The sequence below is a fragment of the Tardiphaga alba genome, from assembly GCF_018279705.1.
Taxonomy (GTDB): Bacteria; Pseudomonadota; Alphaproteobacteria; order Rhizobiales; family Xanthobacteraceae; genus Tardiphaga; species Tardiphaga alba.
The window spans coordinates 4874927-4890930 of sequence record NZ_CP036498.1; the positions used below are offsets into that span (position 1 = coordinate 4874927).

Annotated in this window: 17 protein-coding genes; 6 read left to right on the forward strand and 11 right to left on the reverse strand. The window is 61.8% G+C overall.

Annotated elements, in window-relative coordinates:
- The first annotated feature begins 88 nt into the window (after positions 1-88).
- From RPMA_RS23360 to RPMA_RS23370, 3 genes are all read left to right on the forward strand, one after another.
- Entirely contained in the window at positions 89-1453 is a 1365-nt protein-coding gene (locus RPMA_RS23360; RefSeq protein WP_408056562.1) for a lipopolysaccharide biosynthesis protein, read from the forward strand.
- Between the two features lie 62 nt (positions 1454-1515).
- Positions 1516-1728 (forward strand): hypothetical protein, encoded by a 213-nt coding sequence (locus tag RPMA_RS23365; RefSeq protein WP_249225368.1) that lies wholly within the window; start codon positions 1516-1518, stop codon positions 1726-1728.
- Positions 1725-2012, forward strand: coding sequence for a type II toxin-antitoxin system RelE/ParE family toxin (locus tag RPMA_RS23370; protein WP_211910048.1), 288 nt, complete (start codon positions 1725-1727; stop codon positions 2010-2012). The genes RPMA_RS23365 and RPMA_RS23370 overlap by 4 nt, the downstream gene beginning before the upstream one ends.
- Positions 2013-2077: 65 nt before the next feature.
- Here RPMA_RS23370 and RPMA_RS23375 read toward each other — a convergent pair whose 3' ends face one another.
- The 11 genes from RPMA_RS23375 to cysG form a co-directional block, all read right to left on the reverse strand.
- Complete coding sequence (locus RPMA_RS23375) at positions 2078-2866, reverse strand: 3-hydroxybutyrate dehydrogenase (protein ID WP_211910049.1); 789 nt, start codon at positions 2864-2866, stop codon at positions 2078-2080.
- A 27-nt stretch (positions 2867-2893) separates the two neighbouring features.
- Positions 2894-4054, reverse strand: a complete 1161-nt coding sequence (locus RPMA_RS23380; protein WP_408056563.1) for a DUF3734 domain-containing protein — start codon at positions 4052-4054, stop codon at positions 2894-2896.
- A gap of 98 nt (positions 4055-4152) precedes the next feature.
- Positions 4153-4665: a CAP domain-containing protein gene (locus RPMA_RS23385; RefSeq protein ID WP_211910050.1), complete on the reverse strand. Its 513-nt coding sequence runs from the start codon at positions 4663-4665 to the stop codon at positions 4153-4155.
- A 224-nt stretch (positions 4666-4889) separates the two neighbouring features.
- Positions 4890-5927 (reverse strand): sulfate/molybdate ABC transporter ATP-binding protein, encoded by a 1038-nt coding sequence (locus RPMA_RS23390; RefSeq protein WP_211910051.1) that lies wholly within the window; start codon positions 5925-5927, stop codon positions 4890-4892.
- Positions 5917-6789, reverse strand: coding sequence for a sulfate ABC transporter permease subunit CysW (gene cysW, locus RPMA_RS23395; protein WP_211910052.1), 873 nt, complete (start codon positions 6787-6789; stop codon positions 5917-5919). The genes RPMA_RS23390 and cysW (RPMA_RS23395) overlap by 11 nt, the downstream gene beginning before the upstream one ends.
- A 6-nt stretch (positions 6790-6795) precedes the next feature.
- Positions 6796-7581, reverse strand: a complete 786-nt coding sequence (gene cysT, locus RPMA_RS23400; RefSeq protein ID WP_408056564.1) for a sulfate ABC transporter permease subunit CysT — start codon at positions 7579-7581, stop codon at positions 6796-6798.
- An 81-nt stretch (positions 7582-7662) separates the two neighbouring features.
- On the reverse strand, positions 7663-8652 hold the full coding sequence (locus tag RPMA_RS23405) for a sulfate ABC transporter substrate-binding protein (RefSeq protein ID WP_211910054.1): 990 nt from the start codon (positions 8650-8652) through the stop codon (positions 7663-7665).
- A gap of 174 nt (positions 8653-8826) precedes the next feature.
- Positions 8827-9339 carry a DUF934 domain-containing protein gene (locus tag RPMA_RS23410; RefSeq protein WP_211910055.1) on the reverse strand — a complete coding sequence of 171 codons (513 nt, stop codon included), beginning with the start codon at positions 9337-9339 and terminating at the stop codon, positions 8827-8829.
- On the reverse strand, positions 9326-10981 hold the full coding sequence (locus RPMA_RS23415; protein WP_211910056.1) for a nitrite/sulfite reductase: 1656 nt from the start codon (positions 10979-10981) through the stop codon (positions 9326-9328). The genes RPMA_RS23410 and RPMA_RS23415 overlap by 14 nt, the downstream gene beginning before the upstream one ends.
- Before the next feature lie 23 nt (positions 10982-11004).
- Positions 11005-11319: a DUF2849 domain-containing protein gene (locus RPMA_RS23420; protein ID WP_211910057.1), complete on the reverse strand. Its 315-nt coding sequence runs from the start codon at positions 11317-11319 to the stop codon at positions 11005-11007.
- The gene (gene cysG / locus RPMA_RS23425; RefSeq protein ID WP_211910058.1) at positions 11316-12752 is read right to left on the reverse strand and encodes a siroheme synthase CysG; all 1437 of its coding nucleotides are present in this window, start codon (positions 12750-12752) and stop codon (positions 11316-11318) included. Before cysG ends, RPMA_RS23420 begins: the two co-directional genes overlap by 4 nt.
- Positions 12753-13066: 314 nt before the next feature.
- Between cysG and cysP the strand changes: the two genes are divergently transcribed.
- The 3 genes from cysP (at position 13067) to cysW (RPMA_RS23440) (ending at position 16000) form a co-directional block, all read left to right on the forward strand.
- On the forward strand, positions 13067-14080 hold the full coding sequence (gene cysP, locus RPMA_RS23430) for a thiosulfate ABC transporter substrate-binding protein CysP (protein ID WP_408056463.1): 1014 nt from the start codon (positions 13067-13069) through the stop codon (positions 14078-14080).
- A gap of 223 nt (positions 14081-14303) precedes the next feature.
- Positions 14304-15131 carry a sulfate ABC transporter permease subunit CysT gene (gene cysT / locus RPMA_RS23435; protein ID WP_211910059.1) on the forward strand — a complete coding sequence of 276 codons (828 nt, stop codon included), beginning with the start codon at positions 14304-14306 and terminating at the stop codon, positions 15129-15131.
- The gene (cysW, locus tag RPMA_RS23440) at positions 15131-16000 is read left to right on the forward strand and encodes a sulfate ABC transporter permease subunit CysW (RefSeq protein WP_211910060.1); all 870 of its coding nucleotides are present in this window, start codon (positions 15131-15133) and stop codon (positions 15998-16000) included. Before cysT (RPMA_RS23435) ends, cysW (RPMA_RS23440) begins: the two co-directional genes overlap by 1 nt.
- The last annotated feature ends 4 nt before the right edge of the window (positions 16001-16004 follow it).

The window sequence follows — 16004 nt, forward strand, 5'->3', positions numbered from 1 at the left end:
CCTGAGGCCGACCCAACCCGAAATTAACGTCTCCTTGCTACCGCAGACCTTTGCCGCGCGACGCGGCTGAGGACCTTTCGTGGCCGCGATGGACGCAGACTCCGCACCCGCAAGCGCGCCGGCTGGCCTCAAGGCCCGGCTCCGCGCTTTGTTCTCCGGCTCCGGCGAAGCGTCGCTGACGCGTCGGCTGGCCGGCACCATTTTCCTGATCCGTGTTGTCTCGGCTGCGATGGCTTATTTCTCGCAGATCCTGCTCGCGCGCTGGATGGGCTCGGGCGATTACGGCATCTATGTCTATGTCTGGACCTGGGTGCTGCTGCTCGGCTCCATGCTGGATTTCGGCATCGCCGCCTCGGCTCAGAAGATCATTCCGGAATATCGCGCCAGCGGCGACCACGCCCGGCTGCGCGGCTTCCTGTCCGGCAGCCGCTGGATGACCGGCCTCGCCTCCGGCGCGATCGCGCTGCTGCTCGCCGGCCTCGTCAAACTGCTGTCGCCGTGGATCGATGCCGACACCATCGTGCCGCTCTATATCGGCTGCCTGACCCTGCCGGCCTTTGTCGTCGCCAATACCCAGGACGGCATTGCGCGTTCGCATGACTGGATGCGGCTCGGCCTGATGCCGCAATTCATTGTGCGGCAGACGCTGATCATCGGCTTCACCGCGGGCGCTTTCGCGCTCGGCCTGCAGCTCGGCGCCGTCGTCGCCATGGGCGCCAGTGCGGCCGCGGTGTGGATCGCGATGATCGGACAGATGATCGTGCTGAACCGGCGGCTGGGCTCGCATATCGAAGCCGGGCCGAAAGCACATGACTATCGCGGCTGGCTCAAGGTCTCGCTGCCGATCCTGCTGGTCGAGAGCTTCTATTTGCTGCTGTCCTATACCGACGTGCTGGTGCTGCAGCAGTTCGTGTCATCCGAGGAAGTCGGCGTGTATTTCGCCGTGGTGAAGACCCTCGCGCTGGTATCGTTCATCCACTACGCGATGTCAGCGACAACCGCGCATCGTTTCACCGAATATCACACCTCGGGCGACAAGGAGCGTCTTGCCGCCTATGTGATGCATTCCATCAAATGGACGTTCTGGCCCTCGCTTGCCGCCACGCTGGTGCTGCTCGCCCTCGGCAAACCGCTGCTGTGGCTGTTCGGACCGCAATTCACCAGCGGCTACGACATCATGTTCATCGCCGCCATCGGCCTCGTGGTGCGCGCCGCGATCGGACCGATGGAGCGCCTGCTCAACATGCTCGGCCACCAGAATGCATGCGCCCTGGCCTATGCGTCCGCTTTCGTACTGAACCTCATTTTGTGCCTGCTGCTGATCCCGCATTTCGGCGGCCACGGCGCTGCGGCCGCAACGTCGATCGCGCTCACATTCGAGACGGTGCTGCTGTTCTGGATCGTTCGCCAGCGGCTCGGACTGCATGTGCTGGCGTTTGGGAAGCGGAACTAAAGCCGCTCGCAAGCCCTACAGTTTCATGGTAGCTTGCGGCTATGACAGCATCGGATCTCAAAATGTTGCTCGAGCGCGCGGAGACCTGGCCTGAAACGGCCCAGGCCGAATTGATGGCTGCTGCGAAAGAAATCGAGCAAGAGCTGAGCGAGAACACCTACGACGCGACAGACGAGGAATTGCGCATCATCGATGAAGCAGTAGCCTCGCTTGATCGGGGGGAGTTCGCAACCGAGGCGGAAATAGAAGAAGCATTTGCCAGATTTCGGCGATGAAGCCGATATACTCACGGCGTGCGCTCGCTGATCTTCATCGCATCAGTGATTACTATGCCGTGCAAGCAAGTCCAGCGATCGCAGAAGCGATCGGCCAACGCTTGGCGGAAGTCGTTGATCAATTTTGCCAAGCACCCCGGTCAGCCCCCATTCTACCGCGGCGTTCGAAGATTCGCAGCGTGCCGGTCGTGAATTACCCATTCCGGATTTTTTATCGTATCCGCAAGGATGCCGTCGAAATTGTGCATATCCGGCACACATCGCGCCAGCCTTTAAAGCCTTAACCCGTAGCCACCATTCCTGTTCTCTCCCCGTTCTTCACGGGGAGAGAACAGCGTGACGTCGCTGCTTACGCTGCCGTCCAGCCGCCATCGATCGACAGGTTCGTGCCGGTGATCTGCGCGGCCTCGTCGCCGCACAGGAACAGCGCCAATGCTGCCACCTGCTCGGAGGTGACGAATTCCTTGGTCGGTTGCGCCTGCAGCAGCACGTCGTTGATGACCTGCTCCTTGGTGAGATTGCGCGCCTTCATCGTGTCGGGGATCTGCTTCTCCACCAGCGGCGTCCAGACATAGCCGGGCGAAATGCAGTTGCAGGTGATCTTGTGGGTGGCGACTTCGAGCGCCACGGTCTTGGTCAGGCCGGCGATGCCGTGCTTGGCGGAGACATAGGCGGACTTGAATGGCGAGGCGACCAGCGAATGGGCCGAGGCGGTGTTGATGATGCGGCCCCAGCCACGCTTTTTCATGCCCGGCACGACGGCGCGGATGCCGTGAAACGCTGAGGACAGATTGATCGCAATAATCGCGTCCCACTTCTCGATCGGAAACTCCTCGATCGGCGAGACGAACTGGATGCCGGCATTGTTGACCAGAATATCCACCGACCCAAACGTGTTTTCACCGAGCGCAATCATCTCGGCAATCTCGGCGGGCTTGGTCATGTCGGCCGGCGAATGGATCGCCTCGACCTTGTAGTCGCTCTCGATCGCCGCACGCTCCTTCTCGATATCCGCAGGCGCGCCCATGCCGTTGATGACGACATTGGCACCTGCGCTGGCGAAGGCGCGCGCATAAGCGAGACCGATGCCGCTGGTCGAACCGGTAACGACGGCCGTCTTGCCCGTAAGATTGGTCATGCGAAGTCTCCTGCTGGATGAATTGTATTATGGCTTGTCGTCGGCGGTGAGGTCGTAGGTGACCATCGACTGATCGGCTTGCGGGCGCTCGAACCATTCCTTGTTGCGCATGGAGCGGAACACGTCGCGCTCCCCGGCGCCCCAATGCTCCACCATGCCGAGCCGCGAGAAATTATAATCTTTCGATGACGATTCATGCGTCTTGCTGCGGTAGATCAGGTGCACCACCGTGACCGTGTTTTCCTTCGCCGCTTCCGACAGCAGCGCCACGCCGGGGTCGTTTTTAAGGTCCTCGGGCAGCTTGCCGATGAGATCGCGTAGCGCCTTGCGGATATTATGGATGCGCTTGTTCTTGTCGGTGTTCATCCGCGTGCGGCTGGAATAGCGGATGTCCTTCTCGCGCTCCTGCGCCTCCAGCATGGACTGCGGCAACGGCCCGCGTGCGCTGAACAGGTCGACCTGGAAGATCAGGAGATCGCTGGAGACATCATCGAGTACGAAATCGAGCGGTGTGTTGGAAGCGATGCCGCCATCCCAGAAATGTTCGCCTTCGATCTCGATGGAGGGAAAGCCAGGCGGCAGCGCGCCGGAGGCCATGATATGCTCGGGACCGATCTTCTTGCCGAGCTTGCGGAAGATCTCGTTGTCGAAATAGGTGAAGTTGCCGGTGGTGACACTGACGGCGCCGACGCTGAGGCGCGTCTTGCAGTCATTGATACGATCGAAATCGACCAGCCGCTCTAGCGTCGCCTTGAGCGGCGCGGTGTCGTAGAAGCTCTGCGACTGCGGGCTGCCAGGCGGCCAGAACGGCGCCGGCGGAATTCGCGGAGTGAAAAAGCCGGGCACACCGAAGGCCGCGATCATGGCGGCGCTGCCTTCGTTGAAATAGGAGCGCGCATGGTCGTCGGAGATTACCGGGCTCCATGGCACCGGCGCCGACGCCATCTCCCAGAATTCCTTCAGCTTGCCGATCCGCTTCTCGCGCTCGTTGCCGGCAATGATCGCGGCATTGATGGCGCCGATGGAGATGCCGGCGATCCAGGCGGGTTCGAAATCATGATGGCACAGCGCCTCATAGGCGCCGGCCTGATAGGACCCGAGGGCACCGCCGCCCTGCAGCACCAGCACGCGCTTGGCCTGTGCCGGTTTGGACGCGGCGTGATCCGGGGTTGGTGCGGACATATCCATGGATGAAACCGGGGTCGCGATGAGGAACCGCACCAAAGCGCTCCTCACTTGCGGCGTCAATCGCGGATGCTGCAAGGCAACATCACAAAACCTTCAGCTCAGCGCGGCTTTTCCGTCTCGGCCAGGATCATGGTCCAGAACACCTTGTATTTGGTGTTCGGTGCGTAGATCGCGGCAATGCCGAGCTTGGAGACACCGGACTTCAGCATATTGGCCCGGTGCGGCGGCGAATCGCGCCAGCCCGAAAAGGCTTCGGCGAGGGTGTGATAACCCGCCGAGACGTTCTCGACCGCGACAGTGGCGGGATAACCGCCGGAGTTGAGGCGCCGGGCCAGCGGCGCCTTCACGTCGTGGTCGAGCTTGTTCTTCTTCGCCATGGCGGTGGATTGATCTTCCGCCAGCGCCATCAATGCGGGATCGACCACAACGGGCCCGAGCCCGTTGTTCTGGCGATACAGCGAGATCATGGACGCGGCCGCCTGCGGGTCGAGCTTGGCACCGCCATTGGCCATGCTGAGATACATGGTCGGCTGATCAGGCGCCTGTTCCACGGTGGTTCCGCAGCCCGCCAGCAACAACATTCCCAGACTGGCCAGAGCCACCCGCTTCATCGGCAATCCCCCAAAATCGAGGGGCCGTTGTTGCACACCAACCGTGGCTGAATGGTGAACGGGGCGGAAATTGGGACGCGCGAATTCTCTGAATGTCGTCACCCGACTTGATCGGGTGACCTAGTATACGGCAACGCCAGTGTGCATCCCGACGGCCATTGTCTACTGGATCCTCCGCTTTCGCGGAGGATGACAAGTTGAGCGTTCTGCGCGGAACCGGGCTCTTACTGCCCGGCAAAAATCCGATACCGCCGCGGCTGCAGGCTGACTGCATCGCCGGTGGTCAGCGGACGGTCGCGCGGGGCGTCGATCTCGACCAGCGTGTCATCGCCGTTGAGCGCGATATCGGCACGCTGGATCGGACCGAAGGTGCGGACACGGCGTACGGTGCCTTCAAGGGCCCCCTCGCCGACGGCACCGACATGCATGTCGTGACGACGCACGAACAGTTTTGAGGGGCCGACGGCGCTGCCGGCATCGATATTCAATGCGCGCGCGCCGAGCTTCACTTGCCCTTCCCGCACATCCACCGGCAGCACGATGGACTCGCCAATGAAGGAGTGCACGAAGGCCGAGGCAGGATTGTCATAGACGTCGCCGGGGGTGCCGATCTGTTCGATCTTGCCTTTGTCCATCACGACGATGCGGTTGGCGACTTCAAGCGCTTCTTCCTGGTCATGCGTGACGAAGATCGAGGTGACGTGAATCTCCTCATGCAGCGTGCGCAGCCACTGGCGCAGCTCCTTGCGCACCTTTGCATCGAGTGCGCCGAAGGGTTCGTCGAGCAAGAGGATGCGCGGCTCGATGGCGAGCGCACGGGCCAGCGCGATGCGCTGGCGCTGGCCGCCGGAGAGCTGGCTTGGATAGCGATCGGCAAGCCAGTCGAGCTGGACGAGATCAAGCAGCTCCTTCACCCGCGCGCGGATCTGCGCTTCGGTCTTGCGGATTTTTCGCGGTTGAACGCGCAGGCCGAAGGCCACGTTCTCGAAGACGCTCATATGGCGGAACAGCGCATAATGCTGGAACACGAAGCCGACATTGCGCTCGCCGGCGCCGCGCGTGAGCGCATCCTGCCCATCGAATTTCACTTCACCGGCATCGGGCCAGTCGAGGCCCGCAATGATCCGCAGCAGGGTCGTCTTGCCCGAGCCGGATGGCCCGAGCAGCGCCAGCAATTCGCCATCGGCGACTTTCAGATCGACGCCATCGAGCGCTTTGAAGCTGCCGAACTGCTTGACGATATTTTTGACTTCAATGGTCACGCTGAGGTCCTTGATCCAGATGCCGTTCGAGGATCGCCTTCGCCGCCAGCGTGATCAGCGCCAGCATGGCGAGCAGCGATGCGACCGCGAACGCAGCCATGAACTGATACTCGTTATAAAGGATTTCCACCAGCAACGGCATGGTGTTGGTTTCGCCGCGGATATGGCCGGATACCACCGCCACCGCACCGAATTCGCCCATCGCACGCGCATTGCACAGCAGGACGCCATAGAGCACGCCCCATTTGATGTTCGGCAACGTGACGCGGAAGAAGGTCTTGAGACCGGACGCGCCGAGCGAGACTGCTGCCTCCTCTTCGGAGGTGCCTTGTTCCTGCATCAGCGGGATCAGCGCGCGCACCACGAAGGGGAAGGTGACGAAGGTCGTCGCCAGCACGATGCCGGGCACTGCGAACAGGATCTGGATGCCATGGCTTTGCAGCCACGGCCCGAAATAGCCCTGCCCGCCGAACAGCAGCACGAAGACAAGACCGGAGATCACCGGCGAGACCGAGAATGGCAGATCCACCAGCGAGATCAGGATCGTCTTGCCGGGGAATTCAAATTTGGCGATGGCCCAGGCTGCGATCAGGCCGAAGACGAGATTGAGACTGACGGAAATCGCAGCGATCAGCAGCGTCAGCCGGATGGCGGCCTGCGCTTCGGGATCGATGAGCGCGCGCAGATAAGCTTCAAAGCCGCGTGAAAATGCCTGGCTGAAGACGAGCACCAGCGGCAGCACGATCAGCACGGTGAGGAACAGGATCGCCAGCGCAATGATGACCGCGCGAATCCAGCGCGGTTCGGTCAGCGTCGGGCTGCGCGCGGGTTGCAGCGGGGATGATGGGGGCAAGCTGGACATGATGCGCTACGACTGCACCACGCGACTTTGCGACCACCGCTGGATGCGATTGATGGCAAAGATCACCAGGAAAGACGCCAGCAGCATCACCACGGCAATCGCCGTGGCATCGGCATAGCGGAATTCGGACAGGCGGATCACGATCAGGAGCGGGGCGATCTCCGAAATATTCGGCAGGTTGCCAGCGATGAAGATCACCGAACCATATTCACCGACCGCACGCGCGAAAGCGAGCGCGAAGCCGGTGAGCATGGCCGGGAACAGGCTCGGCAGGATCACGCGCCAGATGGTCTGCCAGCGACTTGCGCCGAGGCAGGTGGCGACTTCCTCGATCTCCTTGTCGATATCCTGCAGCACCGGCTGCACCGTGCGCACCACGAAGGGAATGCCGATGAACACCATGGCGACGAAGATGCCGATGGGCGTGAAAGCGACCTTGATGCCGAGTTCGGCGAGCGGCGCGCCGAGCCAGCCCTTTTGCGCGAACAGCGACGTCAGCGCGACACCGGCCACCGCGGTCGGCAATGCAAATGGAATATCCACGATGGCATCGAAGATGCGGCGGCCGGGAAAGCGATAGCGCGTCAACGCCCACACAATCACCATGCCCGCGATCAGATTGACGATCGCAGCGAGGAAAGCGAGGCCGAACGACGTCTTCAATGCGTTCAATGTCCGCCGGCTGGTGATGATACCCCAGAACTGATCGAGCGAGAGTTCGAACGTCTTGAGCACCAGCCCGGCCAGGGGGATCAGCACGATGATGGAGAGCCACGTCAGGGTCAGGCCCATGGTGAGCCCGAATCCCGGCAGCGTGCGTCGACGAATAGCTGCGCTCACACCGCCCCCTGCATGCGTGCGATCGGATCTAGATCAATTCTTATAGATCTGATCGAACACGCCACCTTCACTAAAATGGACCTTCTGCGCTTTGGTCCAACCACCGAAAACATCGTCGATGGTGAACAGTTCCACCTTAGCAAAGGAATTTTCGTATTTCTTGGCAATTTCGGCATCACGCGGGCGGTAGGAATTACGGGCCGCGATTTCCTGACCTTCCTTGGTGTACCAGTATTTCAGGTAAGCCTCGGCAGCGGCGCGGGTGCCCTTTTTCTCGACCACGGTGTCCACGATGGCAAGGGGCGGCTCGGCAAGGATGGACTGCGGCGGCGCCACGATCTCGAACTTGTCCTTGCCGAACTCCTTCTGCGCCAGGAACGCCTCGTTCTCCCAGGCCAGCAGCACGTCACCGACGCCACGCTCGACGAAGGTGACGGTGGAGCCACGCGCACCGGTGTCGAGCACCGGCACGTTTTGATAAATATCACCGACAAATTTCTTGGCCTTGTCCTCATCGCCGAATTTCTTCAATGCATAGCCCCAGGCGGCGAGATAATTCCAGCGCGCGCCACCCGACGTCTTCGGGTTCGGCGTGATCACGCTGACCCCTTTTTTCAGGAGGTCGTCCCAATCCTTGATGGCTTTCGGGTTTCCCTTGCGCACGAGGAATACGATGGTCGAGGTGTAAGGCGCGGCGTTCTGCGGCAGCTTTTTCTGCCAGTCCTCGGCGACCAGTTTCTTGCCTGCAATCGCGTCGATGTCATAGGCCAGCGCCAGCGTCACCACATCGGCCTGCAATCCGTCGATCACCGAGCGCGCCTGCGAGCCGGAGCCGCCATGGGACTGCTTGATCTCGATGCTCTTGCCGGTTTCCTTCTGATAGGCCGCAGCAAAGGCCTTGTTGAAATCGACATAGAGTTCACGCGTCGGATCGTAGGACACGTTGAGAAGCGAGACGTCGGCGGCATAAGCAGAGCCGGCAATCAGCGTCGATGCGAGGACAAGAGCGAAGCGGCGGATCATTGAGACCTCCCAAGACGTCCAACAAATAGCGGGCCGACGGCAACAGCGCCATCAGGCAACGCTGCAAACCTCTGAAAGTTGAACCTCGAAGTCAACGAAACCAGATTTCAATGATCAAGGGATGACGACCGCAATCTGCCACGGGAGATCACTCCCGTGGATGCGACATCTTCTCTATCCCGCATTGGCACAGTGGCGCGCCTGCATGCGCCGATGCAGCGCCGTGATGCGGCCATCGCCGGTGGGCTGATAGAACACCGTGTAACGCTTCACGGTTGCTGCAAACGCTTCGGCATCGGCCTGCTTCTTGACTTCGAAACTATCGAAGCCCGCGCGCAGCATCAGCACGAACTGATCGCGGAGAACCTGCCCCGTCGCACGCAATTCCCCTTTGTAGCCGTAGCGCTCGCGCAAGAGGCGCGCCTGGCTATAGGCGCGACCATCGCGAAAGGTCGGAAATACCAGCGCCACCACCGAGAGGCCATCGAGATACGGCACCAAATCATCGAGATCGCGATTGTTCGGCCAGATCACGCCAGTCGGACCGTTGCGCTTTGCAAGCGCCTCGGCATTGGCGAGGAAACGCGCCGCGGGAATCAGCGCCGCGCCATCCACCGGGATCTCGGCGTCATCGCCGACATGCAGATAGGCATCTGCCGCGATCGCGCCCTTCTTAACGAGTGGCATAAACACGCTCCTTGAACGGCTCGACGCCGAGACGTTCGACGGTCTGGACAAACAACTCATCCGGCCGCGCCCGCAGCGCCAGATAGGATTCGACGATGTCCTCGATGACATTGGCGACGTCATCGTAAGGCACCGCAGGGCCGATCAGCGTGCCGACCACAGCGCCTTCGTCGGCGCGGCCGCCGATGGTGATCTGGTAGAATTCCTCGCCATTCTTCTCGACACCGAGAATGCCGATATGGCCGACATGGTGATGGCCGCAGGCATTGATGCAGCCGGAGATGTTGATGTGCAGCCGGCCGATCATGTCCGCGAGATCATGATTGGCAAACCGGCGCGTCAGTTCCTGCGCGATCGGGATCGCACGCGCATTCGCCAGCGAGCAATAATCGAGACCGGGGCATGCGATGATGTCGGTTATCAGATTGACGTTCGGGGTGGCGAGGCCGAGCTTGTCGAGCTGCCGCCACAGCGCCGGCAGATCACGCTTAGCGACATTCGGCAGCGCCAGGTTCTGCTCGTGGCCGACACGGATTTCACCGAATGAATACTTCTCGGCGAGATCGGCGATGGCGTCCATCTGCTCGGCCGTGGCATCGCCGGGCGGGCCGCCGATCGGCTTCAGCGACAACGTGACGATGGCATAGCCCTTCTGCTGATGCGCCGCGACGGAGTTCTTGAGCCAACGGGTGAATTGCGGATCGGCCGAGGCCGCCGTCAATTCATCCGGCGTGTCCGAAAGCGCCTCATAGCCGGGATAACGGAAGCGCGCGCGGATATCGGCAACGACTTCATCGTCGAGCTGCAGCGCGCTCTCGCGCGTCACCTGCCATTCCTCCTCCACCTCCGCAGCGAATTTCTCGATCCCCAGTTCATGGACGAGGATCTTGATGCGCGCCTTGTAGATGTTGTCGCGGCGGCCATACTGATTATAGACGCGCAGGATCGACTCGACATAGCTGAGGATGTCGCGGCCGTGGACGAACGGCTTGATGACCTTGCCGATGAACGGTGTACGGCCGAGACCACCACCGACCAGCACTTCGAAGCCGGTTTCTCCCGCTTCGTTATTCAGGATGCGCAGGCCGATATCATGCACCTTGATCGCCGCGCGGTCGTGATCCGACGCGGTGATGGCGATCTTGAACTTGCGCGGGAGATACGTGAATTCCGGATGCATGGTCGAATATTGCCGCAGCAATTCGGCCCAGATCCGCGGATCCTCCACCTCGCCCGGCGCGACGCCGGCCCATTGATCGGTGGTGACATTGCGCACGCAATTGCCCGAGGTCTGCATCGCATGAATGCCGACAGAGGCAAGGTCTTCCAGCGCATCGGGCAGGTCGGACAGCTTGATCCAGTTGAACTGGATATTCTGCCGCGTGGTGAAGTGGCCATAGCCACGGTCATATTTGCGGGCCACATGCGCCATCTTGCGCAATTGCGGCGCCGACAGCGTGCCATAGGGAATGGCGACGCGTAGCATATAGGCGTGCAGCTGCAGATAAACGCCGTTCATCAGGCGCAGCATCTTGAATTCGTCTTCGGTGAGCTCGCCGGACAGGCGGCGCTTCACCTGATCGCGAAATTCGGAAACGCGTTCGTTGACCAGCGTGCGGTCCATTTCATCGTAAGCATACATGACGATAACCTTGGCGATTCAGCTCAGGCCGGGATCGGCAGATCGATGGTGACGCCCTTGCGGCGGATGCGCTCGCGCAGATTGCCGGGCTCGATGGCGCCATCGTCCTTGACGATGACCGGGGCGATATAGGGACCGATGGCGACGACATCATCGGCAGCGGATTCGGCCAGCAGCGCGCGTGCATCATCGGCTGTGCGCACGATGGCCGCATCAGCAAGATCCGGCGTCCAGCCTCGCTTGCCATCGCGATAGACCACGATGCCATCCCAGGTGCGGTTGGCGGTCACCACCGAAGGGCCGGTGATCTTGATTTTCTGTTGCAGCGGAGAGGTCATTCGGCAGCTACCAAAATGTCGGAGACGAGTTTGTTGATGTTGGCGGCACGCCAGGGCGCGGAATGCGCCACGACATCGCCGATGATGAGGATCGCGGGACCGCCGGTGATCTGCGCGACCAGCGCCGGGAGGTTTTCGAGCGTGCCGACAGCGGCCTGTGCGTCGGGCCGCGTCACACGCGCAAATACGCCCACCGGCGTTTGCGGCAGGCGCCCAGCGGCGATGAGGCCTTCGCGGATCGCAGGCGCGGCGGTCATGCCCATATAGACGACGATGGTCATCTTCGCGTCGGTGAGCACGGACCAGTCGACGGCGCCGGCGTCCTTCTCCTTATGCGCCGTCAGGAAGGTGATGCGCAGCGCCTCGCCGCGATAGGTCAGTGGCGCCTCGAACATCGCGGCCGCGCCAAGGCCAGCAGTGATGCCGGGAATGATCGAATAGGACACGCCGGCGGCGCGCAGCACTTCGATCTCCTCGCCGCCACGGCCGAAGATAAAGGGATCGCCGCCCTTCAGGCGCACCGCGCGCTGGCCAGCTTTCGCGGCTTCGACCAGCAGTCTGTTGGTGGCATCCTGCCCGATGCCGGGCTTGCCGATGCGACGGCCAACCGGCACGCGCGACGCATCGCGACGAATGCGGTCGAGAATCTCCGGCGATACCAGCTCGTCATAGAAGACGACATCAGCATCCTGCAGCGCGCGCAGCGCCTTGATGGTGAGCAGGTCGGGATCGCCGGGACCGGCGCCGACCAGCGTCACATGGCCCTTCGCCGCGCCCTCATGCGAGGCTCCGGCGAAAGCCGGAAGATCCGTGATCGCGCCAAGCGCCTGCTCGGCCTCGCTGCCGCGCCCCGCAAGAATCTTTGCGCCGATGTCGCCATCGACGACGCGCTCCCAGAAGCGGCGGCGCAGCGGCGCTTCGCTGATCCTCGCATTGATCGACTTGCGCCAGCGCCCGATGAAGCTTGCGAGATCGCCGATCCGCGCCGGGAGCACGCCTTCGATCATTTCGCGTACGCGGCGCGCCACCACCGGCGACGTGCCGCCGGTGCCGACCGCCACGACCACATCGCCGCGATCGACGATGGCCGGGAAGATGAAGGTGGAGTTGTCGAGATCGTCCATCACATTGACAGGCAGCCCCACGGCTTTCGCGCGCAGCGCCATCATCGGCCCGAGATCGCCGGCGCCTGCGCACATCACGGCGATGACGCCATGGAGATCGGCAGCGAGCGGATTGCCTTCGGCAAACTCGATCGCATCGGCAGCCACAGGATCGAGACCGGCGAGCTCGCGATCGCCATCGATCGCGTGCCAACGGATGCGTGCATTGGCGGCCAGCAACAGGCGCAATTTTGCGCGCACGAGTTCTCCGGCGCCGATCAGAAGGATCGGTCCGGCCTGCAAGTCGAGGAAGACAGGCAGAAAGCGCATGCACACTCCGATGCCCGAAACTTTCGGGTTGACTGGAATTATTTTCTATATATCTCTCGAATACACGACGTAAAGAGAAGATTATTTCTTCTTCGAACCGTTCTAACCGTAGAATCTTTTAGCTTCGAACACCACGCGCCAGAGATGGTTCTTCTCCTCAATCACGATGCAGCCAGCCCGTTGCCAAAAAACGCGCAGCTACTCGGTTTCGTTGCGGAGCAATTTCCGGACCGTTCTCAAGGCAAAACGCCGCAGCCAGCCCGATCAGCCCGCCGCTTTTTCCTCATCGACCCGACCAACGCAGGGGACTTCCCGTGAACCGCCTTCTGACCACTTTCGCTGCCGGCCTCGGCCTTCTCGCCGTCGGCGCCACCGCGCCCGCCCAGGCCCAGACGCCCACAACGCTGCTCAATGTCTCCTATGACATCGCGCGCGAGCTTTATGTGGAGCTCAATGCCGCTTTCCTGAAGCAGTGGAAGGCGAAGACCGGGCAGGACATCACCATCAACCAGTCGCATAACGGCTCGTCGCGCCAGGCGCGCTCGATCCTCGAAGGCCTCGAGGCCGACGTCGTCACCTTCAATCAGGTGACCGACGTGCAGGTGCTGTATGATCGCGGCAAGCTGATCCCGAAGGATTGGGCCTCGCGCCTGCCGAACAATTCCTCGCCCTATTATTCGCTGCCGGCCTTCCTCGTGCGCGCCGGCAATCCGAAGGGCATCAAGGATTGGGACGACCTGGTGAAGCCGGGCGTGCAGGTGATCTTCCCGAACCCGAAGACCTCGGGCAATGCGCGCTATACCTATCTCGCCGCCTATGCCTTCGCGAAGAACAAATATGGCAACGCCGAGAAGGCTGACGAGTTCATCAAGAAGCTGTTCGCAAACGTCCCGGTGTTCGACACCGGCGGCCGCGCGGCGACCACCACCTTCGTGGAGCGCGGCACCGGCGACGTGCTGATCACTTTCGAGGCCGAGACCGCATCGATCCGCGACCTCGTCGGCAAGGACAAGGTGGAATCGGTGGTGCCACCGACCAGCGTGCTGGCCGAATTCCCGGTGACTGTCGTCGATAAATATGCCGACAAGCACGGCACCAAGGCGCTCGCCACCGCCTATCTCGAATTCCTGTATTCGCCGGAAGGCCAGGCCATCGAGGTCAAGGGCTACAACCGCGTTGTCGACAAGGACATCATGGCGAAGAACAAGGACAAGTTCCCGGACGTGAAACTCTACCGCGTCGAGGACGAATTCGGCGGCTGGGACAAGCTGAATGCGGAGCACCTGAATCCTGGCGCGAAGCTGGATCAGTTGTTCGGCGGGAAGTGAGGCGGTTTCTTGCTTACCCTCCCCTGCAGGGGGAGGGTCGGCGATCAACGCGCGCAGCGCGGTGAGCGACGGGGTGGGGCAGTGAATGACACGGCGGCGCCACCCCACCCCGCTCGCTACGCGAGCGACCCTCCCCCTGCAGGGGAGGGTGAAGAACCCCACATTCCATTTCCCTACAGATCGTCTATGAAGCGCCCATACCGCTTCACTTACGGACCACCCCTTGCGACGTAGCGTCATTCCAGGTTTCAGGCTCTCGCTCGGCATCACGCTGCTCTATCTCGGCGTGATCGTGCTGCTGCCGCTGTGTGCGCTGATCTTGAAGGCGTCCGATGTCGGCCTGACGCAGCTCTGGGGCATCCTGTCGTCGCCGCGCACGCTCTCCGCCATTCGTGTCACTGTCACCATGGCCGCTGCCGCCACCGCGTTCAACGCGGTCTATGGCTTGCTGCTGGCCTGGGTGCTGGCGCGCTATCAATTCCCCGGCAAGCGCATTCTCGATGCGCTGGTCGATGTCCCCTTCGCGCTCCCCACGGCTGTCGCCGGCCTGGCGTTGACGGCGCTGCTGTCGAAGAACGGCTGGTTCGGCGGGCCGCTCGAAAGCATGGGCATCAAGGTCGCCTACACACCGCTCGGCATTGCGATTGCGATGGCCTTCACCAGCATTCCCTTCGTGGTGCGCACGGTGCAGCCGGTGATCGAGGATCTCGGCACCGACGTTGAAGAAGCCGGCCGCTCGCTCGGCGCCAGCGATCTGCAGATTCTGTGGCGCGTGATTTTCCCGGCGATCTTCCCGGCCTTCCTCGCCGGCTGCTCACTGTCCTTCGCGCGCAGTCTTGGTGAATTCGGCGCCGTCATCTTCATCGCCGGCAACCAGCCGATGAAGACCGAGATCGTGGCGCTGCTCACTTACATCCGCCTTGAGGAATACAATTACGAAGCTGCCGCCGCGATCGCGGTCGTGATGCTGGCCATGGCCTTCACCATGCTGATCATCACCAATGCCGTACAGGCCTGGAACTTGCGCTACCTCACCAAGGGGAACGCGTGATGGCGGATCAACGCAGCAATGGCGCGTGGATGGTGACGCCGGTCGGCGCTGGCCCGGTGGTGCGCCGCGTGGTGCTCGGCATCGTCTTGGTGCTGACGCTGCTGATTTTGATTGCGCCGCTGGCGCTGATCTTCTCCTCGGCGCTGTCACAAGGCATCGCGGTGTTCTTTCGCAATCTCGCCGAGCCCGGCACGCAACATGCGATCTTACTCACGGTCATCGCCGCATTGATTGCCGTGCCATTGAATATCCTGTTCGGCCTCGCCGCCGCATGGAGCGTAACCAAGTTCAATTTCCCCGGCCGCACGCTTTTGATCGCGCTGATCGAACTGCCCTATTCGATCTCGCCCATCGTCGCTGGCGTCGCCTATCTGTTCGTGTACGGCACCACCGGCCTGTTCGGCCCGATCATCGAGATCCTCGGCATCAAGGTGATGTTCGCACTGCCGGCCATCGTGCTAGCATCGATGTTCGTCACCGCGCCCTTCGTCGCGCGCGAACTGATCCCGTTGATGCAGGTGCAGGGAACGGACGAGGAAGAGGCCGCGGTCACGCTCGGCGCCTCCGGCTTTGCGACTTTCGTGAAAGTGACGCTGCCCAATGTCCGCTGGGCCGTGCTTTATGGCGCGATCCTGTGCAATGCGCGCGTCATGGGCGAATTCGGTGCAGTCTCGGTGGTATCGGGTAATGTCCGCGGCCAGACCACCACGCTGCCGCTGCAGATTGAACTTTTGTATCAGGACTACAATGTCGCAGGCGCCTTTGCCGCTGCGACGGTGCTGACCGCCGTCGCGCTGTTCACCATCCTGATCAAGGTGGTTCTGGAGCGTTTCTCGCCAGATACGCACGGCCGCGCCCCCGGCCACTAACCCC